We start from the raw sequence: 23,746 nt of genomic DNA, 5'->3' as shown, positions 1-23,746 counted from the left end.
CCTTCAGTCGCCGTTTCGCCAGAGACAGTGCCCTGACGATCGGGGATAACGTCTGAAATAACAAAGAACTTAAATCGCATTGCTTTGCCAGAAACGTGGGCAGGCTCCGCCACTTGACTTATTCTGCAATAAAGGTACTTTTCAGGACATGAAGAAAATCCTGATTATTGTTCCTGACGGCGGCATGCTGTTTGAAGCCGCCGGTATCGCTGACATTCTGATGCAGGCCAATCGACTGCATCCGGAAGGTATTTCGCATCCCCGCTATCGCATTATCATCGCCACGACTCAGCCCCACCAGGTGATCCACGGTCAGTCCGGTCTGAATCTGCTGGCGGACTACCGTCTGCCGGAGCTGGATCCGCGTGAACCGCTGGATACGATTATCATCACCGGTCGCGGTATGAACGAACAGGAAAGTACCGCCGTGGTGGACTGGCTGCACCTTGCTGCGCCGCATGCGCGGCGGATCGCGTCAATTTGTGGCGGTGCGATGCTGCTTGCCCAGACGGGATTGCTCGATGGTCGTCGCGCGACCACCCACTGGCGGCTGCTGGAAACAATGCAAACCCAGTATCCGGCTATCAGGGTCGAAAGTGGTCCGTTGTATGTTCAGGATGGTCCTGTCTGGACCTCTGGTGGCGTAAGTTCCGGGTTCGATCTGACTCTGGCGCTGGTGGAAGATGACTATGGTTTTACCCTCGCCCGCGACGTGGCGCAGGATATGGTGATGTATCTGCGCCGCCCCGGTGGGCAACTGCAGTTCAGTCGTTATAGCCTTCAGCAACCCGGTGATTCTGGCCCGCTCAGTGCGTTGCAAACCTGGATCCTGCAAAACCTCACGGAAGACTTGTGCGTGGAAAATCTGGCCGGGAAAGCGGCGATGAGCCCGCGCAATTTCACCCGCGTGTTTACCCGTGAGACAGGTGTTTCTCCGGCCCGCTACGTCACTGAAGCGCGTCTGGCTGCCGCCCGACAACTGCTGGAGCAGACCCGGGATCCCCTTGAGCTTATTGCTGAGCGAACCGGGTTTGGCAGCAGTATTAATTTGCGACGCGTGTTTGAGAAACAACTCCACCTCACTCCGGGCGAGTACCGCCAGCGCTTTCATTGCCGGAAGATGGCGTAATCTGATCCTTTTTTGTCGTTTACGCCACCCGGCCTGACGCCTACAGTGACTCCAGACAACAGAGATAAGCAGTGCACCATGGTTAAGGTCGGTATTAACGGTTTCGGCCGTATCGGACGTAATTTCCTGCGCGCGGCGCTGGGCAACGCGGATCTGCAGATTGTGGCCATTAACGATCTGACGGACAGCAAAACCCTCGCCCATTTGCTCAAACACGATTCCCTTCTCGGTACCCTGCCGGTTCCCGTTGAAGCAGCTGACGGCGCGTTGCAGGTGGATGGTCAACGAATTACCGTATACAGCGAACGCGACCCGGCGAATATTCCGTGGCGTGATGCCGGCGTTGACGTGGTGATTGAGGCCACCGGCTTCTTCACCGAACGGGAAAAAGCGGCAGTGCATATCACCCACGGTGGAGCTAAGCGCGTTATCATCTCCGCTCCCGGGAAAAACGATGACCTGACGATAGTCATGGGAGTCAATCACGAGCAGTACGATCCGGCCCGGCATATTGTCGTAAGCAACGGGAGTTGTACCACTAACGGCCTGGCTCCAGCCGCGCAAGTACTGCATCAACAGTTCGGGATTGAGCATGGGCTAATGAACACGACACATGCATATACCAACAGTCAGGCGCTGCATGATCAGCCTGAAAAGGATCTGCGTGGAGCACGTGCTGCAGCACTGTCAATTGTCCCGTACTCCAGCGGTGCAGCAAAAGCGCTGGGGAAAGTCATCCCTTCCCTGGACGGTAAACTGACCGGATACTCCCTGCGTGTGCCAGTTCCAGTGGTGTCGATTGTGGATTTAACGGTAACGCTAAGCCGTAACGTGACTGTCGAAGAAGTGAATGATGCTTTTCGTCACGCTGCCGCCAGTGGGCCACTGAAAGGCATTCTGGGATATAGCGATGAACCGCTGGTCTCCAGCGATTACCAGGGCGACCCACGCTCCTCAATTATCGACGGGCTTTCCACGCTGGTGATTGGCGGGAACATGGTGAAGATCCTGGCGTGGTATGACAACGAATGGGGATTCTCAAACCGCCTGGTCGATCTGGCGTTGTGGATGGATAAGAAAGGGTTGTAAATCTTACCTTGATGCCGGGTGGCGCTTACGCTTACCCGGCCTGCAACTTATGTCATCATTCTGTAATATCACCCACTCCTCGCTGAATATATATTTCAAGATAATCTTAGTTATACTCAACAAGTTCCAATTCATCGCATCAATTATAAATAAGCATCGATTAACTATAGATAATAGGTTAGTGGTTATTCTTTATTTTACTTTTAAAATTGAGAGTACGATCACTATCCTTAGACGATAACGTAGACCATGATAAACCCTGTACACAACAGGGACATATTATGTATTACAGCAAGGAAATTATAGAAAGAATTGGATCCGATAAGGACCTCGCAGTAAGACTCGATCACGCCGTCGCGGGGGTAAAGGATGGTGCCATAGAATATTTAAACAATCTTGGTGATGCTACCACGCGCTTGCTTTATTATACATCTTGCTTTACCGATAATTATCAGGATGTCTGTAAACGATTGAGCATAGAAGACAAGCGATTTGCTGATGGTATTTATCAACTTGTGACACACAGAGACATTATATTTAGAATGATAAGGATTTATATAGAAACATTATTAAATGGCAAAAGTGAAGATCGAAAAAGAAATATTCTTGAAAAAACAATACGTCTTACAACACACTACTCCGTCAAACAAATATCCAAAATAGGTTTACTCTATGCAGTGGCCAAATACATCTGTTATGGTAACAAAATGAACTCTGCCGTACAAAACGCCTTCAATAATAAAATAGCAGGTAAGGGTGCAATAGCTTTATTTGTACTTAATACTTATAGCCTGGTTCAGCAGGCCGCTGATAGTGCAAATAGACTAAAAAATAATAGCCCGCTTTTTTATCATGCTCTATATACGGAACATCTTGAAATGATGTACTTCCTGATTGAACCCGTTATAACAAAATCAGGTAATTTCAATGTTTACTCTGCTTCAGACGATGATATTGCCGAAGCCTTAATCAAGATGATGAAACAATGTTTAACTTCTTTAAGAGTATATTGAAAATAATTTTAGATGATATAATTAGAGACTTGCGCGCTTGTGGGGTCGTCGTAATCATTCTTCTTTTATCAATGATTACAGTGTCTGTTATTGATGATGACATGATAGCAATTCGAATAATTGGGGTAATTGCACTCGTTGTTTTATCAATCGCTTTTTTTATAAAGGAAGATAAAAACATGTCTACTCCAGCACATATATGGTTTACTGATGAAAATAACGCGCCCGTTATTGGTGAATGTTTAATGCCTACAAGATTGGGCTCTACCGAACTAAAATCGTTTAACCACTCTGTCTGGATCCCCACCTGTTCCAACACGGGAAAACTGACGGGGACACGCCTTCATGTTCCAATTACCTTTGAAAAGGAAATAGACCGCATCACACCCTATTTATGTCGTGCAGTATGTACAGGCAAAACATTCAAATCAGCATTAATAAAAATGTATAAAATTGATGACGCCGGTATTGAGCGCGAATACTTCAATATCACTCTGGAAAACGTCAAGATAACGAGGATTTCGCCAGTATTGCATCCATTAGGTATCGCGAGTGCTCACATGGAAGAAGTCGAAATCCGATATGAATCAATTGAATGGAAATATTGCGACGGCAATATAATGTTTAAAGATACCTGGAATGAAAGAGCGACAGCGTAGAACATTGGATATCAATAATTTCCCTCTCCCACTGGAGAGGGAAAAAGATCACTCCGCCTTCACTCTGACACCCATAAACACAATCACCATCGCCGTCACCAGCAGGAGACCGCTTCCAACAAATACGCCGTTGGCGCCGTTAAGGTCAAATACCGCCCCGCCCCCGGCCGCACCGGCACTGATCGCCAGCTGGATGGACGCTACCAGCAGCCCGCCTGCACTTTCGGCTTCATCCGGAACGGTGGTTGCAAGCCAGGTTGACCAGCCCACCGGAACCAGACCAAACGCAAAGCCCCACAACGCAACCAGGAACCCATCCAGCATCGCCAGATGACCAAACGCCACCATCGTGAGGGCGAGTACGCCCATCGCAAACGGTACCAGCGCCAGCGTCAGGCGCAGATTACGCGCCAGCAGATGCCCGGCGACAGAGGTGCCGACAAAGTTGGCAAGTCCAAAACCCAGCAGGATCAGTGAAATACTCTCAACGCTTACCTGCCCTACTGTTTCCAGGAACGGACGCAGGTAGGTAAAGAAAGCAAAGTGGCCGCTAAAGATCAGAATGGTCGCCAGCATACCGCCGATCATCCCCGGACGACGTAACACCCGGAACAAGGTACTCAGGCTACCGCTGCTCTCCGGTTTCATGGAAGGCAGCACCCAGAGCTGCCACAGCAGCGCCAGCATACTTGGCAGAATACAGAGTACAAAGACGTTACGCCAGCCAATCAGGCTGCCCAGATAGCTCCCCAGTGGGGCAGCAACTACGGTGGCAATGGATACACTGGAGAAGATCACCGCCAGCGCTTTTGGCACTTTATCCGCGGGAACCAGACGCATCGTCGTGGCCGTCGACATCGCCCAGAATCCGCCGATGGCAACCCCCAGCAGCAAGCGCCCCATCAGCAGGACGTGTAAGTTGGGCGCAAAGGCTACCAGCAGGCTGGAGATGATTTGCAGCACGGAGAAAAACATCAATACCCAGCGGCGGTCGATGCTTTTGGTGGCCGGCGTGATCAGCAATCCCGTGACCAGCGCCACCAGTGCGGTGGCGGTCACGGCCTGACCGGCCATCCCCTCGCTTACCCCCAGGCTCGCAGCCATTGGCGTCAGCAAACTGGCGGGCAGAAACTCTGCCGTAATCAACCCAAACACCCCCAGCCCCAGTGAATAGACCGCTCGCCAGGCGGGTTTTGCAGGCGCGATGGCCTCTCTCGCCGCGACACATGAATTCATCTGCTGTTCTCCTGTTATGAAAATGTGACATCTGTCGCAAAAGCATAGAAGGTTCACCCTGGACGATCTATGACATATAATCTCCACTTATTGATTATTCGTCCGGAGTTATGCCATGACCGTGCAGTCACCCGATCTGATCAGCGAACTTTTACGCGGCATGCGCCTGTCAGGTGTGAAATACCGGCGGATCCAGGCCAGTGCACCGTTTGGCGTCGCGTTCCATCAGGCGCCCGGTAGGGCGCAGTTTCATTTTGTGAGCCACGGTAGCGCCTTGCTGCGAATGGAGAGCGGTACCACGTTCGAACTGAGAAGTGGTGACGCCCTTTTCATTCCTGGTGGAAATTCCCATTCCCTGCTCTCAGACGAGCAGGCAACTATTACGCCCATCAACGCTTTTCCCAGCGAACCCATCTGCAGCTCGGTGTGTGCCATCACCTGCGAGCCCTGCCCGGAAAGCGAGAACACCATTATCTTTAGCGGGTGCATGGATTTTGAGCTGGGCGGGATGCAGCCGCTGATCAAGGCGATGCCGGAAGTGATGATGGTCAGCCGGTTGATGTCCACCTGGCCGGAGATCCACCCGTTGCTGGCGGCGATGGAGCGGGAATCCGTGGCGCGTCAGGCCGGGTACGCAGGGATCCTTGCGCGACTGGCCGACGTGGTAGCAGCGTTAATCGTGCGTGGCTGGGTTGAAGGCGGCTGTGGCAAAGCCACCGGCTGGGTGCAGGTACTGCGCGATCCGCGCCTGAGCCGGGCCATTTACGCTATGCACCAGCAGCCTGGCCTGAACTGGAGCGTGGCGGACCTGGCAAAAGAAGCGGGCACGTCCCGTTCCGTGTTCGCCGAACGTTTTCTGGCCGCGACGGGAACCACTCCGGCAAAATATCTCAGCGAGTTGAGGATGAGGCTGGCCATTCAGTACATTCGACACGAAAATCAGCCGATTGAAACCGTCGCGCTGCGGCTGGGATACGGCTCTCTGGCGGCATTTAGCCGGGCATTTAAGCGCATTATTGGACATGCACCGGGCACGCTGCGGGAAGCCAGTCAGACGCCGGAAGAGGCCTGACTGAACAGCAATATTTAACGCGAATCAGGCAATATTCGTCTAAGGTTTTCAGGTGATTGACAACAGCGGTCACGCTGTTTAGTGAAGACAGGAGACGAACTGATGATAAGACCTCAAACACTACGCCCCGCGTTCCTGGCCCTTGCGTCAGGAGTCGCGCTGCTCGGCGTAACGACATTGGGTTATGCCGACGATAGCCCCGCGACCCAGACAACCTCACCTGATATTTTGCTGGGCCCTCTGTTCAATGATGTGCAAAGTGCCAAACTGTTTCCCGATCAGAAAACCTTCGCTGATGCCGTCCCCAAAAGCGACCCGCTAATGATTCTGGCGGATTATCGGATGCAGCACACGCAGTCCAGCTTTGACTTACGCCACTTTGTCGAGATGAACTTCACGCTCCCTGCGGAAGGGGAAAAATATGTTCCGCCTGCTGGACAAAGTTTACGTGAGCACATTGATGATCTCTGGCCCGTACTGACGCGCACCACGGATAAAGCCAGCAACAAATGGGATTCCCTTCTACCGTTACCCAAACCTTACGTGGTGCCCGGCGGTCGTTTCCGTGAGGTCTACTACTGGGACAGCTATTTCACCATGCTGGGCCTGGCGGAAAGCGATCACTGGGACAAAATCAGCGACATGGTGGATAACTTTGCGTATGAGATTGACACCTTCGGCCACATTCCCAACGGCAACCGTAGCTACTACCTGAGCCGCTCCCAGCCACCGTTTTTCTCAATGATGGTTGAGCTGCTGGCAACCCATGACAGCGATGCGTTGAAGAAATATCGTCCGCAGATGGAGAAAGAGTACGCTTACTGGATGGATGGCGTAGATGCCCTTCAGCCGGGACAAGCCAACAAACGGGTGGTGAAACTGGATGATGGCGCCATTCTCAACCGCTACTGGGATGACCGCGATACCCCGCGCCCGGAGTCCTGGCTTGACGATGTGAATACCGCCAAAAGTAACCCTAACCGTCCCGCGACCGAGATCTACCGTGATTTACGTTCCGCTGCGGCTTCGGGCTGGGATTTTAGCTCCCGCTGGATGGACGATCCGCAAAAGCTCGGCACGATCCGGACCACCAGCATTGTGCCCGTCGATCTGAATGCCCTGATGTTTAAGATGGAAAAACTGCTGGCGCGGGCAAGCCAGGAGAGTGGCGATGCCGCCAGCGCGAGCAAATACGAAACGCTGGCAACCGCGCGTCAGAAAGCCATTGAGAGCCATCTGTGGAATGATAAAGAGGGTTGGTACGCCGATTACGATCTCAAGAGCAAGAAGGTGCGTAATCAACTCACGGCGGCAGCCCTGTTCCCACTTTACGTGAAGGCGGCGGCGCAGGATCGGGCCGACAAAGTGGCAGCGGCAACCTCGTCTCGCTTGTTGAAACCAGGCGGAATTACCACCACCACTATTAGTAGTGGCCAGCAATGGGACGCGCCAAACGGCTGGGCCCCGCTGCAGTGGGTGGCCGCGGAAGGACTGCAGAATTACGGGCAAGAGAAGGTCTCGATGGAGGTAACCTGGCGCTTCCTGAAGAACGTTCAGCATACTTATGACCGGGAAAAGAAACTGGTCGAGAAGTATGACGTGTCGACAACCGGTACTGGTGGCGGCGGCGGTGAGTATCCGTTGCAGGACGGCTTCGGTTGGAGTAACGGTGTGACATTGAAAATGCTGGATCGGGTCTGCCCGAAAGCGAAACCCTGCGACAGCGTGCCGGAAAATCAGCCTGCGGCAAATGATGAAACAGCGCCGGTGAATGCGACGGCGCAGTAAGTGAGTATTGCCGGGTGGCGGCTACGCCTTACCCGGCTTACATGTTGAACTCACAGGGCTTCGCTTAGAAACTGTAACTCGCCCCTAACTGATACGTCCTGTCACGCCCAATCCAGCAGTTGGTCGCATCGTAGCAGGTCAGTGTCTCTTTATTGGTGATGTTCTGCGCACTGGCTTTAAGCGTTAGCCCTGCCAGCGAGGGCAGAATTTCGCCCATCCGGTACGAGGCCGCCAGATCGTACTGCGTAGTGCCGCCCAGTTTACCCGCATCGTTAGACGGAGAGATTTCCATCGGGCCGGTGTAGCGTGCGCCCGCCCCCAGCATCAGCCCTTTCAACGCCGTGTTCTCAAAGGTGTAATCCCCCCAGAGATTGAAGGCATTCTCCGGAACCTGCGTTGGACGTTTCCCCTGGTATTTATCATCTTCGGTATTGATCGCGTGGGTGTACGCATAGTTGGCAATCAGCGTCAGGTTGTCCATCGGACGGCTGATGGCGGACAACTCTGCCCCTTTAGACTCCACTTCCCCGGTCTGACGATAGTTCAGGAAACCCGGATCGGAAGTGACGACATTTTTCTGACGGATGTTAAACACCGAGGCGGTAAAGGTGGTGGCGTAGTCGGCCAGCAGATATTTTACCCCACCTTCCACCTGCTTGCTGGTGGTCGGTTTGACGTCTTTCGCCACGAGCGTTCCCTGCGGGGAGACTGGCGCAAAACCTTCTGAGTAGCTGATAAATGGCGATATCCCGTTATCAAAGGCGTAAAGTGCCCCCAGACGTTTGGTAACGCGATCCTGCGATACCCAGGCTTTATCGCCGTTTTGCAGATAATTGGTGGTGACGGAGCGGTAATCGTCGTAGCGCAGGCTACCCAGCAGATTGAGGCCGCCAAATTCCACCTGATCCTGCAGGTAATAACCGTTCTGTTGGTAGCTGAGACGGTTTTTCTGGGCGGTGTAGAGCCCCAGCGCGCTTTCATGGATCTGCGAATAATCAGGATGACGCATATCCATACCCGGCGTGGCCGACGCGTAGCGATAATGGAAATGGGAGTTCAGCTTCTGATAGTCAAACCCGGCCAGCAGATGGTGTTTCCAGTCACCCAGCGTAATGGTTTTGGTCACCTGGTTATCGATGTTAAAGCTCTTAAGGTCTTCATCGGTGGTATAGGCGAAGCGGTTGAGCTCGTATACCTCGCTTCCTGTCCCTGTCGCGTAGGCGCTGCGCTGGTGGGTATCGACGTCGAAATAGCGCGCTTTCTGATTAAAGCCCCAGCCGCTGTCAAATTCGTGTTCGAAGCTGTAGCCCAGCATCCACTGACGCTGTTTAAACCCGTTCCACTCATCTCCGGCGTAATCGCGCTTGCCCGCGTATTTCGAGCGCAGATAAGCAAGCGGCAACGGGTTAGACGGCGTCAGGCTCGGGGTGTTTTGCGCCAGGGCATCCAGGGTGAGTCGGGTTTTGCTGTCCGGTTGCCAGGTGACTGACGGGGCAATCAGGTAGTTTTCATAGCGGGTAGTGTGCGGCTGATCGTCATTTTCCGTCGCTTTGCCCAGCAAACGGTAGTTCCAGTCGCTGTCGGCAATTTGTCCGGTTGAGTCGAGATAGCCCTCTTTCAGATTACGGTTCCCGGTGTTAAAACCGACCTCAGTCCGGGCTTCTCGCTGCGGCTTTTTACTTTGGATATTCACCAGCCCGCCCGGAGAACCTCCGCCATAAAGTACCGATGAAGGGCCTTTCAGGATATCAACACTGTCTATTAACAGCGGATCGATGCGCGCCTTGGTGTTTCCGGTGACGTTATAGGGCAGTTGCAACCCGTTGTAGAACTCCTGGTCGACGGTAAAACCACGAATTTTATATTCGCTCATGTAGGAGGTATTCCCGCGCACCTCGGTTGAGACGCCCGGGGCATAGCGCAGGATTTCATTCACCGAATTCGCGTGACGCTTTTCTATTTCCGGTGCAGAGAGGGTCGTGATGACCTGCGGCGTTTTACTTTCGGCAACGGCCGATTTCGTGGCGCTGTTCGTCCAGGCAGGCAGTGCGCTGCCCTGCTCTGAGCCCGTAACAACGATTGTTGATTCTTCGGCAAACGCCTGGGCCTGCAATGCCAGCGTGACGGCACCTGCCAGGGCGCACAGCGCAAAACGTGAGGTATTCATAATGTCGTCTTGTTGTTAGATGCAATTAGGAACGACAATTATTATCATTTAGATTGACAAATCAATACTAAGATAAAAAAACGGCCCTCCGCAGAGAGCCGTTTATGTCATTTTATGCTCGTCGCAGTAATCGGAATATGCCCAACACCACAACGGCACCCACGACAGCGACCAGAAAACTGTGCAGGTCAAAACCACTTATGTTGCCTCCAAAACCAAACATCGTCGCCAGCCAGCCGCCCACAACCGCACCAACGACCCCGAGTACACAGGTCAAAATAAAGCCGCCGCCATCGTTTCCCGGCATGATCAATTTAGCGATAGCGCCAGCAATAAGACCAAAGATAATCCAGGCGATGATACCCATAGCGATGCCCTCTTGCAGGTTTAACGCATGTGCAGAAAACCTTCTGCACAGCTACCTTAATTATAGGTCATCACCAGAAAACCATTTTCATCTCACCGACTTATCTTTTCTTAAACAGGTAAAAAAACTCACCGGTTTGTATTAAGTTTCATTGTTGATTGCCGATAACGCTAAGACAGTCTGTCATCTTTCAAGGAGCCATCCGGCGTGAGTCATTACAGTGAGCAGTTCCTCAAGCAAAATCCGCTGGCTGTATTAGGGGTATTACGCGACCTGCAAAAAGGCGAAGTGCCGCTGCGCATCAGTTGGTCGAATAATCAGTTCATCAGCAAGATCCTTGATGCCTCGCAGGAGCGGCTGGTTATCGACCTGGGCAGTCAGGAGTATGAAAACCGCGCCGCACTGAAAGCGGAAAATATCGCGGTGATGGCCGAAACGCAGGGGGCGAAAGTGGAGTTTGTCCTGCCACGACTGGAACTGAGCGAATATCAGGGGCTTCCTGCTTTTGTTACGCCTCTTCCCACTAATCTCTGGTTTGTCCAGCGTCGTGAGTATTTCCGCATCAGCGCTCCGCTTCAGCCAGCCTATTTTTGTAAGGCCAAAATGCCGGACAAAAAAGAGATCCGTTTCCGCCTTTTCGATCTGTCTCTTGGCGGTATGGGCGCACTGATGGATACCGCGAAACCTGAGGGGCTGGTTGAAGGTATGCGTTTTACCCAGATCGAACTGGATATGGGAGGCTGGGGTCGCTTTTATTTTGATGCACAACTGATAGCCATCAGCGATCGCAAAGTCGTAGACAGCAAAAACGAGACTATCACTACGCCACGCCTGAGCTTCCGTTTCCTTAATGTGGGGCCCGGCGCAGAGCGCGAACTTCAGCGTATTATCTATTCACTGGAGCGGGAAGCGCGGCAACGCGCCAATAAAGTTCTGTGAGAAAAGTCGGGCAGCGTAACCGCCGCCCGTGTACGGCATTACATGGCATCCATCGCTTTCTGAACTTTCCAGATATAACGAGGCGCCTGTGGTGCCGGATGATTCTTAGCCACATGTTCAAAGAACTCATCTTTGTCCATGCCATTAATTTCCGCAATCGCCTCTTTCCGGTCAGAGGAGAAGGTTCTGAGCAACGCGCCGGCACCGTTAACATAAGAAACCACGAGCGCATACTGCATCACCTCCGGGTCCTGAATCCCCTTCAGCACCCCATGTTCCATAATGCTCAGGTAGGCGGTTCCCATCGAAATGTTGCGTTCCGGGTTTTTCAGCTCACTGGTCGAAGGCTGACCGTTCCAGCCCATATAGCGGTAGACCTCTTTTCCCGCCGTTGATGCTTTAAGCTGCATCAGCCCCACCGCGTTGGATTTGCTGACGAGCGTTGGATTACCGCCGGACTCCACCGCAATAATCGCGGTGATCAGTCGTGGACTAACACCCCAGGCCTTTCCGGCTTGTTCGCTGATTGGCATCCACTGCATGGCCCGTTTTACAGGCACTTCCGGGTTCCAGGGCGGGTTTTGATAATCATGTTTGGAACTACAGCCAGCAAGCAACACAATCAAAAAAGCAAACCATCTCAATTTCACGTCATCTATCCTTATAGCCGGTCATCGCGGTGCGCCGCCTCTTGAAGCAGGCGGCGTATAAGCGGCATGATATAGACAATTAGTTTCTCATTCAGCAAGGAATTGCCATGTCTCAGTTTCATCTCATCGCGCCATCGGGCTACTGCATTAACCAGGACGCGGCACAACGGGGCGTTCAGCGCTTGCTGGAGTCTGGCCATCAGGTAGAAAATCAGACGATTATCCCTCGCCGTCTTCAGCGTTTTGCCGGAACGGAAGCGCAGAGGCTGAATGATATTAATAGCCTGGTGAACCTGAAGGGCGAAAACCAGATTGTGCTCGCGGTGCGCGGGGGATACGGTGCGAGTCGCTTACTGGAGAGTATCGACTGGCAAGGGCTGGCACAGCGTCAACAGCAGGATCCGCTGCTGATCTGCGGACACAGCGATTTCACGGTGATCCAGCTTGGGCTGCTCGCTTTGCATAACGTTATTACCTTCAGCGGTCCGATGCTGGCGGGTAATTTCGGCGCACCAGAGCTGGATACGTTTACCATGGAACATTTCTGGCTTGCGCTGCAAAAACCGACCTATAGCGTGAAATGGCAAGGCCGTGGGCCACACTGGGAGTGTGAGGGCCAGCTCTGGGGCGGTAACCTGGCGATGCTGGTCTCGCTGATTGGTACGCCGTGGTTGCCGCAAATTGAGGGCGGCATTCTGGTGCTTGAAGATATCAACGAACATCCGTTCCGTGTTGAGCGTATGTTATTGCAGCTTTATCACGCCGGGATCCTCGAAAGTCAGTCCGCGATTGTACTGGGCAGTTTTAGCGGCTCGGCACCGAATGATTATGACGCAGGTTACTCTCTTGAGACCATGGTCGACTTCATTCGCTCGCGGCTGGATATTCCGGTTATTACTGGGCTGGATTTTGGCCATGAGCAGCAGACTGTGACCCTGGCGCTGGGGGCGCACGCCGCACTGGTTCATGATAATTCAGGCAGTCGACTAACCATCAGCGGCCATCCTGTCATAAAGGCATAAAAAAACCGTTTAACCCCCTTAATAAAACGCTGTTGCCACCGTTAATATGTTAGGGTTTTAGTAACAGCGTTAACATTGAGGTGGGAGAAAGACAACATTGGATGCCGCAGCGATAATCAGCCTTTTCATTCTGGGTTCTGTGCTTGTAACCAGTAGTATTTTATTAAGTTCATTTTCATCGCGTCTCGGCATACCTATTCTTGTTATTTTCCTTGCCATCGGCATGCTGGCTGGCATTGATGGCATCGGCGGTATCCCATTCGATAACTACCCTTTCGCTTACATGGTGAGTAACCTCGCGCTGGCGGTGATCCTGCTGGACGGTGGAATGCGCACCCAGGCGAGTTCGTTCCGTGTGGCCTTAGGGCCGGCACTGTCGCTCGCCACAGTCGGTGTGTTGATTACCTCTGGCCTGACCGGGATGATGGCCGCGTGGCTTTTCCATCTCAATATCATGGAAGGCTTGTTGATTGGCGCTATCGTTGGCTCAACCGATGCCGCAGCCGTGTTTTCTCTGCTCGGCGGAAAGGGGCTTAACGAACGTGTTGGTTCCACGCTTGAGATTGAATCCGGCAGTAACGATCCGATGGCGGTGTTTCTCACCATCACGTTAATCGAGATGATTCAGCAGCACGAAAACGGGCTGAGCTGGATGTTTGCCTGGCATATTCTGCAGCAGTTCGGTCTGGGTATTATCATCGGTCTGGCGGGCGGTTATCTGTTACAGCAGATGATCAACCGTATCTCGCTTCCTCTGGGGCTTTACCCTCTGCTGGCGCTGAGCGGCGGCATTCTGATTTTTGCCGTTACCACGGCGCTGGATGGCAGCGGCATTCTGGCGGTTTATCTCTGCGGATTCCTGATGGGCAACCGTCCGATTCGCAATCGTCATGCCATTTTACAGAATTTCGACGGTCTGGCGTGGCTGGCGCAAATCGGCATGTTCCTGGTGCTGGGTCTGCTGGTCACGCCGTCAGACCTGTTGCCGATTGCCGTTCCGGCGCTGATGCTTTCTGCGTGGATGATCTTCTTCGCCCGTCCGCTATCGGTGTTTGCGGGCCTGCTGCCGTTTCGCGGTTTCAATCTGCGTGAACGGGTTTTTATCAGTTGGGTGGGGCTGCGTGGTGCGGTGCCGATTATTCTTGCCGTCTTCCCGATGATGGCCGGTCTGGATAATGCGCGATTGTTCTTTAACGTGGCGTTCTTCGTGGTTCTGATCTCCCTGCTGTTCCAGGGAACCTCGCTCGGGTGGGCAGCGAAAAAAGCCAAAGTGGTGGTCCCTCCTGTCGGCTGGCCGGTTTCCCGCGTGGGGCTGGACATTCACCCTCAGAACCCATGGGAACAATTCGTCTATCAGTTGAGCGCTGACAAATGGTGTGTGGGAGCATCGCTTCGCGATTTACATATGCCAACCGAAACGCGTATTGCCGCGCTGTTCCGTGATAATGCCCTGCTGCATCCTACCGGCAGCACTCGTCTGCGCGAAGGCGATATCCTGTGTGTCATTGGCCGCGAGCGCGATCTGCCTGCGCTGGGCAAACTGTTCAGTCAGTCGCCACCAGTGGCACTGGATCAGCGCTTCTTTGGTGATTTTATTCTGGAAGCGAGTGCTAAGTTTGCCGATGTGGCGCTGATTTACGGTCTGGATGAGGGACTGGAGTACCGCGATAAACAGCAAACGCTGGGTGAAATCATTCAGCAACTGCTGGGTGCAGCCCCTGTCGTTGGTGACCAGGTGGAGTTTGCCGGGATGATCTGGACGGTGGCCGAAAAAGAAGATAATGAGGTCAGGAAAGTTGGCGTGAGGCCAATGGACGAGGAAGCGGAGTAGCGGTTTTCTGCCGGGTAAGCGCTCGCGCTACCCGGCGAATATATGTTACACCGTCACAACCGGCACTCTTGGCGCCAGAGCACACATCAATTCGTACCCCACCGTTCCTGCCGCAGCGGCCACATCGTCAATTTTGATTTCATTACCCCACAGCTCAACCGGTGAACCGATCCCCGCCTGCGGGCATGGCGTCAAATCAACGGCCAGCATATCCATAGAGATAGTACCCACCGTACCGGTGCGCACACCATCTACCAGGACTGGCGTGCCGGTCGGGGCGATGCGCGGGTAGCCGTCGGCATAGCCGCCCGCCACAATACCAATCCGTTGCTCACCCTTCGCCCGGTAACGGCTGCCGTAGCCCACCGTGTCACCGGCCTTCAGCGTCTGCACGCCGATGATTTCACTGCGCAGGGTCATGACCGGCTTCAGGCCGCTGTTGGCGATATCCTGCCACTGACCTGACGGAGATGCGCCGTACAAGACAATCCCCGGGCGCACCCAGTTATAGTGGGCTTCAGGATGCCATAGCGTGGCGGCTGAGTTTGACAGCGAGCGCGGACAATCCAGCCCTTCAGCCGCCTGCTCAATACGCACCATGGCATCGGCAATGCCATCAGGTTTTTCCGCATCGGCAAAGTGCGCCATCAACGTCATTTCACCCACATTCTTCAGTGCACGAAGCTGTTGCCAGACTGTATGAACCCGCTCAGGCTGGAAGCCCAGGCGGTTCATACCGCTGTTGACCTTGAGATAAATATCCAGCGGTGCGTGCAGTTTTGCATCCTGCAGGGCTTTAATTTGCCAGTTGCTGTGAACGCTGGTGGTCAGACGGTACTTATCCAGTAACGGCAGGTCGTCGGCGTGGAAGAAACCCTCAAGCAACAGGATAGGCCCTTTCCAGCCGCGCTCACGCAGCAGAATGGCCTCTTCCAGATTAAGTAACGCAAAACCGTCGGTGGCGCTCAGTGCGCTCCAGATACGGTCAATACCGTGGCCGTAGGCATTCGCTTTCACCACCGACCAGACGCGTGAACCAGGTGCTGCCCGGCGTACAATTTGCAGGTTATCCTTCAGGGCCTGCAAATCCAGCTGAGCCAGAACAGGACGGGACATGACAACTCCTTAGTTATGCGCGCCGTGCAGGTGCTGTGGACGCGAAGGGGTAAACCCCGATTGATAGCGTGCGGCACTTAAATCGTCAAACGGAATGGCCGGCGTGCGCCCGGAAATCAGGTCGCTCAACAGCTGGCCAGACCCACAGGCCATCGTCCAGCCAAGCGTACCGTGTCCGGTATTGGTCCACAGATTTTTAAACGGTGTGCGGCCCACGATAGGTGTGCCGTCCGGGGTCATTGGACGAAGACCGGTCCAGAATGTCGCCTGTTCAACAAAACCTCCGCGCGGGAAGAGATCCCCTACCACCATCTCCAGTGTTTCACGACGCGGCTTCAGCAGCTCGGTGTTGAAGCCGACAATCTCCGCCATCCCACCGACGCGAATACGGTTATCGAAACGGGTAATGGCAATTTTGTAGGTTTCATCCAGGATGGTCGACACGGGCGCGCCGCTCTCCTCTTTCACCGGAATGGTCAGCGAGTAGCCCTTGAGCGGGTAGACAGGAATATCGAGAATGCCTTTCAGCATGGCAGTGGAGTACGAGCCAAACGCCATGACGTAAGCATCGGCTTTGATCACCTCATCTCCACACTTCACGCCGTAAATCTTTTCCCCTTCCGACAGCAGCTTATCGACAGAGGTGTTAAAGCGGAATTTCACCCCCGCCTGCTCGCACATTTGCGCCAGACGTTGCGTAAAGAGCTGGCAGTCACCGGTTTCGTCATTAGGCAGACGCAGACCGCCCGTCAGTTTGTGCGCCACTTCCGCCAGAGCCGGTTCAACCTGACCAAGCTGACTGGCTTCCAGCAATTGATACGGTACTCCGGCATCTTCCAGCACGGCGATATCACGGGTCGCATTTTCGTACTGTTGCTCTGTACGGAACAGCTGCAGTGTCCCGCCCTGGCGGCCTTCGTACTCAATACCGGTCGACGCACGCAAGGCTTTCAGACAATCACGGCTGTATTCCGCCAGACGCACCATACGCCCTTTGTTTTCCATGTAGTGTCGGGTGTCGCAGTTGCGCAGCATTTGCCACATCCACTTCAACTGGAACTGGGTGCCGTCGAGGCTGATGGCCAGCGGCGCATGGCGCTGGAACATCCATTTAATCGCTTTCAGTGGAACACCGGGGGCCGCCCACGGCGCCGCATAGCCCGGAGAAATTTGTCCGGCATTCGCCGCGCTGGTTTCAAGCGCAGGTCCTGACTCACGATCGATAACGGTCACGTCATGTCCCGCCTGACTTAAATACCAGGCGCTGGTTACGCCAACGACACCACTTCCCAGTATGACAACACGCATAGCCACTCCATTATGTGCAAAAGAACAATCCTCTAATTACAGATTGATAACCTAGTTGAAAATATTATTCAACATATGACTTTTTTATGGTGACTTACCTCACACATCCCCCAGCATCAGGGGATAGTGCTAATTTGGGATCTCATGCTGCGCGTTATTTTTAACCAGCATAATATGCTGCGAGACACCGTTTATTTGCCGTATCAAAAACGCGAAATCGCAAAGAAAAAATTTCTGCTCCAGCACGCTTTTTAACACGTTGATCTATGCTTGAAAGGAGGCTCTCCAGACAGAGAGAGCACCCACAACGAGGGCGCGCTAATGGCTACTATTGATTCCCTGAACAAGGACAACACACGTCTGAGCGATGGACCCGACTGGACCTTCGAGCTGCTGGATGTCTACCTCGCCGAAATCGACCGGGTTGCAAAACTGTATCGCCTGGATACCTATCCGCATCAGATTGAAGTCATTACGTCCGAACAGATGATGGACGCTTACTCCAGCGTCGGGATGCCGATTAACTATCCTCACTGGTCGTTTGGTAAAAAATTTATTGAAACGGAACGGTTGTATAAGCACGGCCAGCAGGGGCTGGCGTATGAGATTGTCATCAACTCCAACCCGTGTATTGCTTATTTGATGGAAGAGAACACCATTACCATGCAGGCGCTGGTGATGGCGCATGCCTGCTACGGACACAACTCCTTTTTCAAGAACAACTACCTGTTCCGCAGCTGGACAGATGCCAGTTCTATTGTCGATTACCTCATCTTCGCCCGTAAGTACATTACCGACTGTGAAGAGCGTTACGGCGTGGATGAAGTGGAAAAACTGCTCGACTCGTGCCACGCGCTGATGAACTACGGCGTGGATCGCTATAAACGTCCACAGAAAATCTCCCTGCAGGAGGAGAAAGCCCGGCAGAAAAGCCGCGAAGAGTATCTGCAAAGCCAGGTGAATATGTTGTGGCGTACTCTGCCGAAGCGTGAGGAAGAGAAAGCAGTTGCCGAAGCGCGTCGCTATCCGTCTGAGCCGCAAGAAAACCTGCTCTATTTTATGGAGAAGAATGCTCCGCTGCTGGAGCCATGGCAGCGTGAGATCCTGCGCATCGTGCGCAAGGTAAGCCAGTATTTCTACCCGCAAAAACAGACCCAGGTGATGAACGAGGGCTGGGCAACATTCTGGCACTACACCATTCTCAACCACCTGTATGACGAAGGAAAAGTCACCGAGCGGTTTATGATGGAATTCCTGCATAGCCATACCAATGTGGTGTTCCAGCCGCCGTACAACAGCCCGTGGTACAGCGGTATTAATCCGTACGCGCTTGGCTTTGCCATGTTCCAGGACATTAAACGTATCTGTCAGTCACCTACAGAGGAAGACAAGTACTGGTTCCCGGATATCGCTGGTTCCGACTGGCTGGAAACGCTGCATTTCGCCATGCGCGACTTTAAGGATGAGAGCTTTATCAGCCAGTTTATGTCGCCGAAGATCATGCGTGATTTCCGCTTCTTTACCGTCCTGGACGATGACCGGAATAATTATCTGGAGATTTCAGCGATCCATAACGAAGAGGGGTACCGTGAGATCCGCTCTCGCCTCTCTTCTCAGTACAACCTGAGCAATCTTGAACCCAATATTCAGGTGTGGAACGTTGATTTACGCGGTGACCGTTCTCTGACCTTGCGTTATATCCCGCACAACCGCGCGCCACTGGATAAAGGGCGTAAAGAAGTGCTGAAGCATGTGCATCGCCTGTGGGGCTTTGACGTGCAACTTGAGCAGCAGAATGAAGATGGTAGCGTGGAGTTACTTGAGCGTTGTCCGGCGCGGTTGAATACGCTGTAGCTCTGCCCTGTTTGTCCGCTAAGCGTCGCGCCATCCGACGAAAAAAAAACCTCTCATATGAGAGGTTTTTTTATTTAACGACTTTGAATCGCTAAATCACCCGGTAGGGTTTTCTGCATACGGTGCCAGATTTCACCAGAGTCATGGCCGTAGCGACGCACGGTTTCATAGACCTGATCGTGCAGACCTTCAGAACAGAGCTTGCTCAGCTTATGGTAGAAACCCAGTGCCAGGCTGCGGGCTTCCGGATTAGCAAAATAGTGGCGACCAATGCGGGTATACAGCCCTTTCATCCCGTTCAGAATAAGGCCATAGATTGGGTTGCCAGAGGCAAACGCCAGCCCACGGAAGACGTTGTAATCGAGGGTTGCAAACGCATCTGCGTGATCTTCAACTTCGTTCGCACTGGCCAGTACTGCAAGAGCGTCTTCAGGATGCTGACGAAAAGCGGTACGAATAAAGATCGTCGCGATGTTGGTGCGAACAGAAAGCAGATTATCGATCAGTTGCGGCACGCTTTCATGGTCGAGACGCGCCAGCGTTTCAAGAATGTTCAGCCCGGAAGTTTCCCAGAAGTTGTTCACTTTCGTTGGTTTGCCGTGCTGAATCGTCAACCACCCATCACGTGCCAGTCGCTGGAGCACTTCACGCAGCGTGGTGCGAGTGACGCCAATCAGTTCAGAGAGTTCGCGTTCAGCCGGAAGAATGGACCCCGCAGGAAAACGATTATTCCAGATGCTTTCAATGATGTACTCTTCCGCGAAACCCGCCGGGCTCTGCGCCTTAATGACCATAGTGAGATTTCCATTACACAGCTTTAGCAAATTGGACTCATCATACCAGAGGCACGCTGTAGCAGATAGCGCGGCAAAGAGAGAAAAGAGGGATCACGGTTTCATTTTTGTGAAATTTACAATGCAGTCATATCCACCTCCAGGCCGCGATTTTTGCGTATACTCATGTTTTGTCTTAGTTGACGGGGAAGGACGTCTGTCGTGGAAATTTCTTTTGGGCGCGCAGTGTGGCGCAATTTTTTAGGCCAGTCACCCGACTGGTACAAACTGTTATTACTGGTGTTCCTGATCGTTAACCCCATCATTTTTATTGTGAACCCGTTTATTGCCGGGTGGTTGCTGGTCGCGGAATTTATCTTCACTCTGGCGATGGCGCTAAAATGTTATCCCCTGCTGCCTGGCGGCTTGCTGGCTTTTGAAGCGGTCGTTATCGGTATGACCAGCGCAGAGCACGTGAAAGCAGAACTGGCCTCGAATCTTGAAGTACTTCTGCTGCTGATATTTATGGTGGCCGGTATCTACTTTATGAAGCAGCTACTGCTGTTTATCTTTACCCGCCTGCTGCTCAGTATTCCGTCGAAAACGCTTCTGTCGCTGGCCTTCTGCATGGCTGCCGCGTTTCTTTCGGCCTTCCTGGATGCACTGACGGTTGTTGCCGTGGTGATAAGCGTAGCCGTTGGATTTTACGGAATTTACCACCGGGCGGCCTCTTCGCGTCCCGGGGACGATCTGCTGGATGACAGCCAGGTTGACACTTACCACCGGGAAGTGCTGGAACAGTTCCGCGCCTTCCTGCGAAGCCTGATGATGCATGCCGGTGTCGGCACCGCACTGGGTGGCGTGATGACAATGGTGGGTGAACCGCAAAACCTGATCATTGCCAAAGCGGCAGGCTGGCACTTTGGTGATTTCTTCCTGCGAATGGCACCGGTGAGTGTACCGGTTCTGCTCTGCGGCCTGGTGACCTGTATGCTGGTGGAGAAGTTTCGTCTCTTTGGCTACGGTGCACAACTCCCGGACCCGGTACGTCAGGAACTGCAAAAATTCGATCTGCAAAGCCGTAGCCAGCGGACACGCCAGGAGACACTGCGTCTTATTGCGCAGGGGATCATCGGTGTCTGGCTTATTGCCGCGCTGGCGTTTCATCTTGCAGAAGTAGGATTAATTGGCCTGTCGGTCATTATCCTCGCCGCCACTTTCACTGGTGTGACGGATGAGCATGCTATCGGCAAAGCGTTTACTGAAGCCCTGCCGTTTACCGCACTGTTGGCTGTATTTTTTGCCGTTGTGGCGGTGATTATTGACCAACACCTCTTCGCGCCAATTATTGCCTTTGTTTTACAGGCTGCACCGGATGCTCAGCTCTCGCTGTTTTATCTGTTTAACGGCCTGCTTTCGTCGATATCAGATAACGTCTTTGTCGGAACGGTCTACATCAACGAAGCGAAAGCTGCCATGGAGCAAGGCGTCATCAGCACAGGTCAGTTTGAGTTACTGGCTGTGGCGATCAATACCGGCACTAATCTGCCGTCGGTGGCGACGCCTAACGGACAAGCCGCTTTCCTCTTCCTGTTGACCTCTGCACTGGCGCCACTCATACGACTTTCTTATGGCAAGATGGTCTGGATGGCCCTGCCCTATACGCTGGTGCTCACGATCGTGGGATTGCTTTGCGTCAAAATTACCCTCATTCCCTGTACGCAATGGTTGATACAAGCGGGTATACTTGCGGCGCAGTAAAGTATGTATATCGGGCAGTTCGCTGCCCGTTTGCCTTTTCGCACGATAAACATCCAATTACGTTTTATTTCGTCAGGTACATCTGGCGCGAAAGACGAATTCGTTTACACTGCGCTTTCTAAGCATGTTCCAGGGAAATGATTATGTTGAGATTTTTAAACCAGTGCTCCCGCGGTCGCGGAGCGTGGTTGTTAATGGCCCTGACCGCCTTTGCGCTGGAAATGGTCGCGCTGTGGTTCCAGCATGTGATGGGACTTAAACCCTGCGTGCTCTGCATCTACGAGCGCTGCGCACTGTTCGGCATTATGGGCGCTGGCCTGGTGGGTGCGATTGCACCGAAAACGCCGTTGCGCTACGCCGCAATCGCTATCTGGTTGTACAGCGCCTGGAAAGGGATTGAACTCTCCTGGCAGCACACTATGATGCAGCTGCATCCGTCACCGTTTATGACCTGTGATTTCGCCGCCCGCTTCCCGAGCTGGTTGCCGTTGGATAAATGGCTGCCGCAGGTTTTTGTTGCCTCCGGTGACTGCTCCGTTCGTCAGTGGGAATTCCTGACTCTGGAGATGCCGCAGTGGCTGGTGGGTATTTTTGTGACCTACTTCGTCGTGGCACTGCTGGTGCTGATTGCCCAGCCATTCAAACCGAAGAAACGCGATTTGTTTGGAAGGTAAACGCAGCGCGACCCGATACACAGCAAACAATAAAAAACCCGCCTCGGCGGGTTTTTTATTTCAACTCAACGGTTGGGATGATTCATGATGTGATCTTCCCAGTCCCGGACCTCAGACTCTTTCACCGCAATGTGGCGTACTGAAATGCGCTCACCGTGCATCGCCGCTTTCGACCCCGTCAGCAGCGGGTGCCAGTTCGGTAAATCCTTCCCTTCCGCCAGCAGGCGATACGCGCAGGTATGCGGCAGCCATTCGAAGGTTGGCAGATTATCGCGGGTTAATTTGATGCAGTCCGGCTCAAACTCGAACCGACGCTCATAGTTACGGCACTGGCAGGTTTTGATGTTCAACTGTTTGCAGGCAACGTTGGTGAAGTAGATTTCGTCAGAATCTTCATCCATCAGCTTGTGCAGGCAGCACTGCCCGCATCCGTCGCACAATGATTCCCATTCCGCGTCAGTCATGTCATCAAGAGTTTTGCTTTGCCAGAAAGGGATGTCGTTCATCAGGATGTCCACACGTCAAAAGAAAGCGCACCTTATAACGAGTCTGGCACGTTGTTGCAAGTTTTGCCGCCCTCTTCAGGCGGCAAGATGCGGTTACAGCACGCGGGTTTTCAGCGACAGGCCATTAAAACCAACGTCCAGTTCATCGCCGCTAATAAGGGGGCCGACACCTTCGGGCGTACCAGTCAGGATCACATCACCCGGTTTCAGGGTAAAGAAGCGGCTCATATAGGCGATCAGCGGCACAATCTTATGGATCATATCGGCCGTAGTGCCCTGCTGACGGATCTCCCCATTGACCTTGAGGCTGAGCGGCGTGTCCTGCGGATCGCGGGTAAATTCGCTGACCGGAACAAAACCGGAAATGGGGCAGGAATTATCAAAACCTTTGGCTTTTTCCCACGGTTGCCCCGCTTTCTTCATTTTGCCCTGAACATCGCGCAGTGTCAGATCCAGAGCCACGCCGTAACCGGCAATCGCTTTCTGGACATGTTCTTCAGAGGCCTGACGCAGCGTCGCACCGATCAGCACAGCGAGTTCAACTTCGTGATGGACTGAACCCAACCCCTGCGGTAAGGCCAGCGGCTGACGGATATCACAAAGCGCCGTTTCTGGCTTAATGAACAGAACCGGTTCTTCTGGCGTCGCGCTGCCCATCTCCTGAATATGTTTTGCATAGTTGCTGCCCACGCAGACCACTTTGCTGACGGGATAATCCAGTAATGCACCTTGCCAGTTATGATGTTGATACATGGTCGCCCCCTAAACGGTTGATGTGTTGTGCCCAAAAAC

The 23,746-nt window shown here is 53.2% G+C and carries 20 protein-coding genes and 1 pseudogene; 12 read left to right on the top strand and 9 right to left on the bottom strand.

Translation table 11 applies throughout. The features are described from left to right. The first annotated feature begins 148 nt into the window (after window positions 1-148). From V6E55_RS00895 to V6E55_RS00880, 4 genes are all read left to right on the top strand, one after another. Window positions 149-1,129 carry a GlxA family transcriptional regulator gene (locus V6E55_RS00895; RefSeq protein ID WP_114976948.1) on the top strand — a complete coding sequence of 327 codons (981 nt, stop codon included), beginning with the start codon at window positions 149-151 and terminating at the stop codon, window positions 1,127-1,129. Window positions 1,130-1,207: 78 nt separating this feature from the next. Further along, window positions 1,208-2,218: a type I glyceraldehyde-3-phosphate dehydrogenase gene (gene gap, locus V6E55_RS00890; protein WP_236921425.1), complete on the top strand. Its 1,011-nt coding sequence runs from the start codon at window positions 1,208-1,210 to the stop codon at window positions 2,216-2,218. 281 nt (window positions 2,219-2,499) lie between these two features. After that, window positions 2,500-3,231 carry a hypothetical protein gene (locus tag V6E55_RS00885; RefSeq protein WP_316941945.1) on the top strand — a complete coding sequence of 244 codons (732 nt, stop codon included), beginning with the start codon at window positions 2,500-2,502 and terminating at the stop codon, window positions 3,229-3,231. A 179-nt stretch (window positions 3,232-3,410) separates the two neighbouring features. Further along, entirely contained in the window at window positions 3,411-3,890 is a 480-nt protein-coding gene (locus V6E55_RS00880; RefSeq protein ID WP_114976944.1) for an Hcp family type VI secretion system effector, read from the top strand. A 48-nt stretch (window positions 3,891-3,938) separates the two neighbouring features. On the opposite strand, the gene V6E55_RS00875 is transcribed toward V6E55_RS00880, so the two are convergent. Then, a complete protein-coding gene (locus V6E55_RS00875) occupies window positions 3,939-5,126 on the bottom strand; it encodes an MFS transporter (RefSeq protein WP_129995576.1) in 1,188 nt (395 codons plus the stop codon). 115 nt (window positions 5,127-5,241) lie between these two features. Here V6E55_RS00875 and V6E55_RS00870 point away from each other — a divergent pair, with 115 nt between their 5' ends. Together V6E55_RS00870 and V6E55_RS00865 are read left to right on the top strand one after the other, a co-directional pair. Beyond that, the gene (locus tag V6E55_RS00870) at window positions 5,242-6,198 is read left to right on the top strand and encodes an AraC family transcriptional regulator (protein ID WP_129995575.1); all 957 of its coding nucleotides are present in this window, start codon (window positions 5,242-5,244) and stop codon (window positions 6,196-6,198) included. A gap of 102 nt (window positions 6,199-6,300) precedes the next feature. Further along, window positions 6,301-7,986, top strand: a complete 1,686-nt coding sequence (locus tag V6E55_RS00865; RefSeq protein ID WP_316941944.1) for an alpha,alpha-trehalase — start codon at window positions 6,301-6,303, stop codon at window positions 7,984-7,986. Between the two features lie 64 nt (window positions 7,987-8,050). On the opposite strand, the gene V6E55_RS00860 is transcribed toward V6E55_RS00865, so the two are convergent. Both V6E55_RS00860 and V6E55_RS00855 read right to left on the bottom strand, forming a co-directional pair. Beyond that, window positions 8,051-10,153, bottom strand: coding sequence for a TonB-dependent siderophore receptor (locus V6E55_RS00860; protein ID WP_316941943.1), 2,103 nt, complete (start codon window positions 10,151-10,153; stop codon window positions 8,051-8,053). Window positions 10,154-10,265: 112 nt separating this feature from the next. Then, entirely contained in the window at window positions 10,266-10,520 is a 255-nt protein-coding gene (locus V6E55_RS00855; protein ID WP_114976939.1) for a GlsB/YeaQ/YmgE family stress response membrane protein, read from the bottom strand. A gap of 207 nt (window positions 10,521-10,727) precedes the next feature. Here V6E55_RS00855 and ycgR point away from each other — a divergent pair, with 207 nt between their 5' ends. Next, window positions 10,728-11,459 (top strand): flagellar brake protein YcgR, encoded by a 732-nt coding sequence (ycgR, locus tag V6E55_RS00850; protein ID WP_114976938.1) that lies wholly within the window; start codon window positions 10,728-10,730, stop codon window positions 11,457-11,459. A 38-nt stretch (window positions 11,460-11,497) separates the two neighbouring features. Here the strand turns inward: ycgR and emtA are convergent, their stop codons facing one another. Continuing rightward, window positions 11,498-12,109 carry a membrane-bound lytic murein transglycosylase EmtA gene (gene emtA / locus V6E55_RS00845; RefSeq protein WP_114976937.1) on the bottom strand — a complete coding sequence of 204 codons (612 nt, stop codon included), beginning with the start codon at window positions 12,107-12,109 and terminating at the stop codon, window positions 11,498-11,500. A 107-nt stretch (window positions 12,110-12,216) separates the two neighbouring features. Here emtA and ldcA point away from each other — a divergent pair, with 107 nt between their 5' ends. Then, a complete protein-coding gene (gene ldcA / locus V6E55_RS00840) occupies window positions 12,217-13,131 on the top strand; it encodes a muramoyltetrapeptide carboxypeptidase (RefSeq protein ID WP_316941942.1) in 915 nt (304 codons plus the stop codon). 97 nt (window positions 13,132-13,228) lie between these two features. Continuing rightward, window positions 13,229-14,896: pseudogene (locus V6E55_RS00835) on the top strand (potassium/proton antiporter); the annotation flags it as partial. A gap of 111 nt (window positions 14,897-15,007) precedes the next feature. On the opposite strand, the gene dadX reads toward V6E55_RS00835, so the two are convergent. Together dadX and V6E55_RS00825 are read right to left on the bottom strand one after the other, a co-directional pair. After that, window positions 15,008-16,078 carry a catabolic alanine racemase DadX gene (gene dadX / locus V6E55_RS00830; protein ID WP_108089702.1) on the bottom strand — a complete coding sequence of 357 codons (1,071 nt, stop codon included), beginning with the start codon at window positions 16,076-16,078 and terminating at the stop codon, window positions 15,008-15,010. 9 nt (window positions 16,079-16,087) lie between these two features. Beyond that, window positions 16,088-17,386, bottom strand: coding sequence for a D-amino acid dehydrogenase (locus V6E55_RS00825; protein ID WP_028018688.1), 1,299 nt, complete (start codon window positions 17,384-17,386; stop codon window positions 16,088-16,090). A 321-nt stretch (window positions 17,387-17,707) separates the two neighbouring features. Between V6E55_RS00825 and V6E55_RS00820 the strand changes: the two genes are divergently transcribed. Then, entirely contained in the window at window positions 17,708-19,240 is a 1,533-nt protein-coding gene (locus V6E55_RS00820; RefSeq protein ID WP_024909810.1) for a SpoVR family protein, read from the top strand. A 74-nt stretch (window positions 19,241-19,314) separates the two neighbouring features. On the opposite strand, the gene fadR is transcribed toward V6E55_RS00820, so the two are convergent. Beyond that, entirely contained in the window at window positions 19,315-20,034 is a 720-nt protein-coding gene (gene fadR / locus V6E55_RS00815; RefSeq protein ID WP_028018687.1) for a fatty acid metabolism transcriptional regulator FadR, read from the bottom strand. 201 nt (window positions 20,035-20,235) lie between these two features. Here fadR and nhaB point away from each other — a divergent pair, with 201 nt between their 5' ends. Further along, complete coding sequence (nhaB, locus tag V6E55_RS00810) at window positions 20,236-21,774, top strand: Na(+)/H(+) antiporter NhaB (RefSeq protein WP_236921020.1); 1,539 nt, start codon at window positions 20,236-20,238, stop codon at window positions 21,772-21,774. A 143-nt stretch (window positions 21,775-21,917) separates the two neighbouring features. After that, on the top strand, window positions 21,918-22,448 hold the full coding sequence (gene dsbB, locus V6E55_RS00805; RefSeq protein ID WP_316941940.1) for a disulfide bond formation protein DsbB: 531 nt from the start codon (window positions 21,918-21,920) through the stop codon (window positions 22,446-22,448). Window positions 22,449-22,513: 65 nt separating this feature from the next. Here dsbB and V6E55_RS00800 read toward each other — a convergent pair whose 3' ends face one another. Both V6E55_RS00800 and V6E55_RS00795 read right to left on the bottom strand, forming a co-directional pair. Further along, window positions 22,514-22,954, bottom strand: coding sequence for a YcgN family cysteine cluster protein (locus V6E55_RS00800; protein ID WP_028018684.1), 441 nt, complete (start codon window positions 22,952-22,954; stop codon window positions 22,514-22,516). A 93-nt stretch (window positions 22,955-23,047) separates the two neighbouring features. Continuing rightward, window positions 23,048-23,707 carry a fumarylacetoacetate hydrolase family protein gene (locus V6E55_RS00795; RefSeq protein WP_114976932.1) on the bottom strand — a complete coding sequence of 220 codons (660 nt, stop codon included), beginning with the start codon at window positions 23,705-23,707 and terminating at the stop codon, window positions 23,048-23,050. Window positions 23,708-23,746: the final 39 nt, after the last annotated feature.

Origin of the sequence: Enterobacter sp. 342 (assembly GCF_036663495.1) — a bacterium.
In the GTDB taxonomy this organism is placed as follows: Bacteria; Pseudomonadota; Gammaproteobacteria; order Enterobacterales; family Enterobacteriaceae; genus Enterobacter.
Note: the sequence above shows the minus strand (reverse complement) of the source record. Positions and strands in the feature narration are given on the sequence as shown.

Coding starts and splice junctions, on each gene's coding strand:
- V6E55_RS00885 (WP_316941945.1), top strand. CDS start 2,500: ATGTATTACAGCAAGGAAATTATAGAAAGAATTGGATCCGATAAGGAC.
- ldcA (WP_316941942.1), top strand. CDS start 12,217: ATGTCTCAGTTTCATCTCATCGCGCCATCGGGCTACTGCATTAACCAG.
- V6E55_RS00800 (WP_028018684.1), bottom strand. CDS start 22,954: ATGAACGACATCCCTTTCTGGCAAAGCAAAACTCTTGATGACATGACT.
- V6E55_RS00855 (WP_114976939.1), bottom strand. CDS start 10,520: ATGGGTATCATCGCCTGGATTATCTTTGGTCTTATTGCTGGCGCTATC.
- fadR (WP_028018687.1), bottom strand. CDS start 20,034: ATGGTCATTAAGGCGCAGAGCCCGGCGGGTTTCGCGGAAGAGTACATC.
- gap (WP_236921425.1), top strand. CDS start 1,208: ATGGTTAAGGTCGGTATTAACGGTTTCGGCCGTATCGGACGTAATTTC.
- V6E55_RS00860 (WP_316941943.1), bottom strand. CDS start 10,153: ATGAATACCTCACGTTTTGCGCTGTGCGCCCTGGCAGGTGCCGTCACG.
- V6E55_RS00795 (WP_114976932.1), bottom strand. CDS start 23,707: ATGTATCAACATCATAACTGGCAAGGTGCATTACTGGATTATCCCGTC.
- V6E55_RS00880 (WP_114976944.1), top strand. CDS start 3,411: ATGTCTACTCCAGCACATATATGGTTTACTGATGAAAATAACGCGCCC.
- V6E55_RS00825 (WP_028018688.1), bottom strand. CDS start 17,386: ATGCGTGTTGTCATACTGGGAAGTGGTGTCGTTGGCGTAACCAGCGCC.
- V6E55_RS00895 (WP_114976948.1), top strand. CDS start 149: ATGAAGAAAATCCTGATTATTGTTCCTGACGGCGGCATGCTGTTTGAA.
- V6E55_RS00865 (WP_316941944.1), top strand. CDS start 6,301: ATGATAAGACCTCAAACACTACGCCCCGCGTTCCTGGCCCTTGCGTCA.
- dsbB (WP_316941940.1), top strand. CDS start 21,918: ATGTTGAGATTTTTAAACCAGTGCTCCCGCGGTCGCGGAGCGTGGTTG.
- V6E55_RS00820 (WP_024909810.1), top strand. CDS start 17,708: ATGGCTACTATTGATTCCCTGAACAAGGACAACACACGTCTGAGCGAT.
- dadX (WP_108089702.1), bottom strand. CDS start 16,078: ATGTCCCGTCCTGTTCTGGCTCAGCTGGATTTGCAGGCCCTGAAGGAT.
- V6E55_RS00870 (WP_129995575.1), top strand. CDS start 5,242: ATGACCGTGCAGTCACCCGATCTGATCAGCGAACTTTTACGCGGCATG.
- V6E55_RS00875 (WP_129995576.1), bottom strand. CDS start 5,126: ATGAATTCATGTGTCGCGGCGAGAGAGGCCATCGCGCCTGCAAAACCC.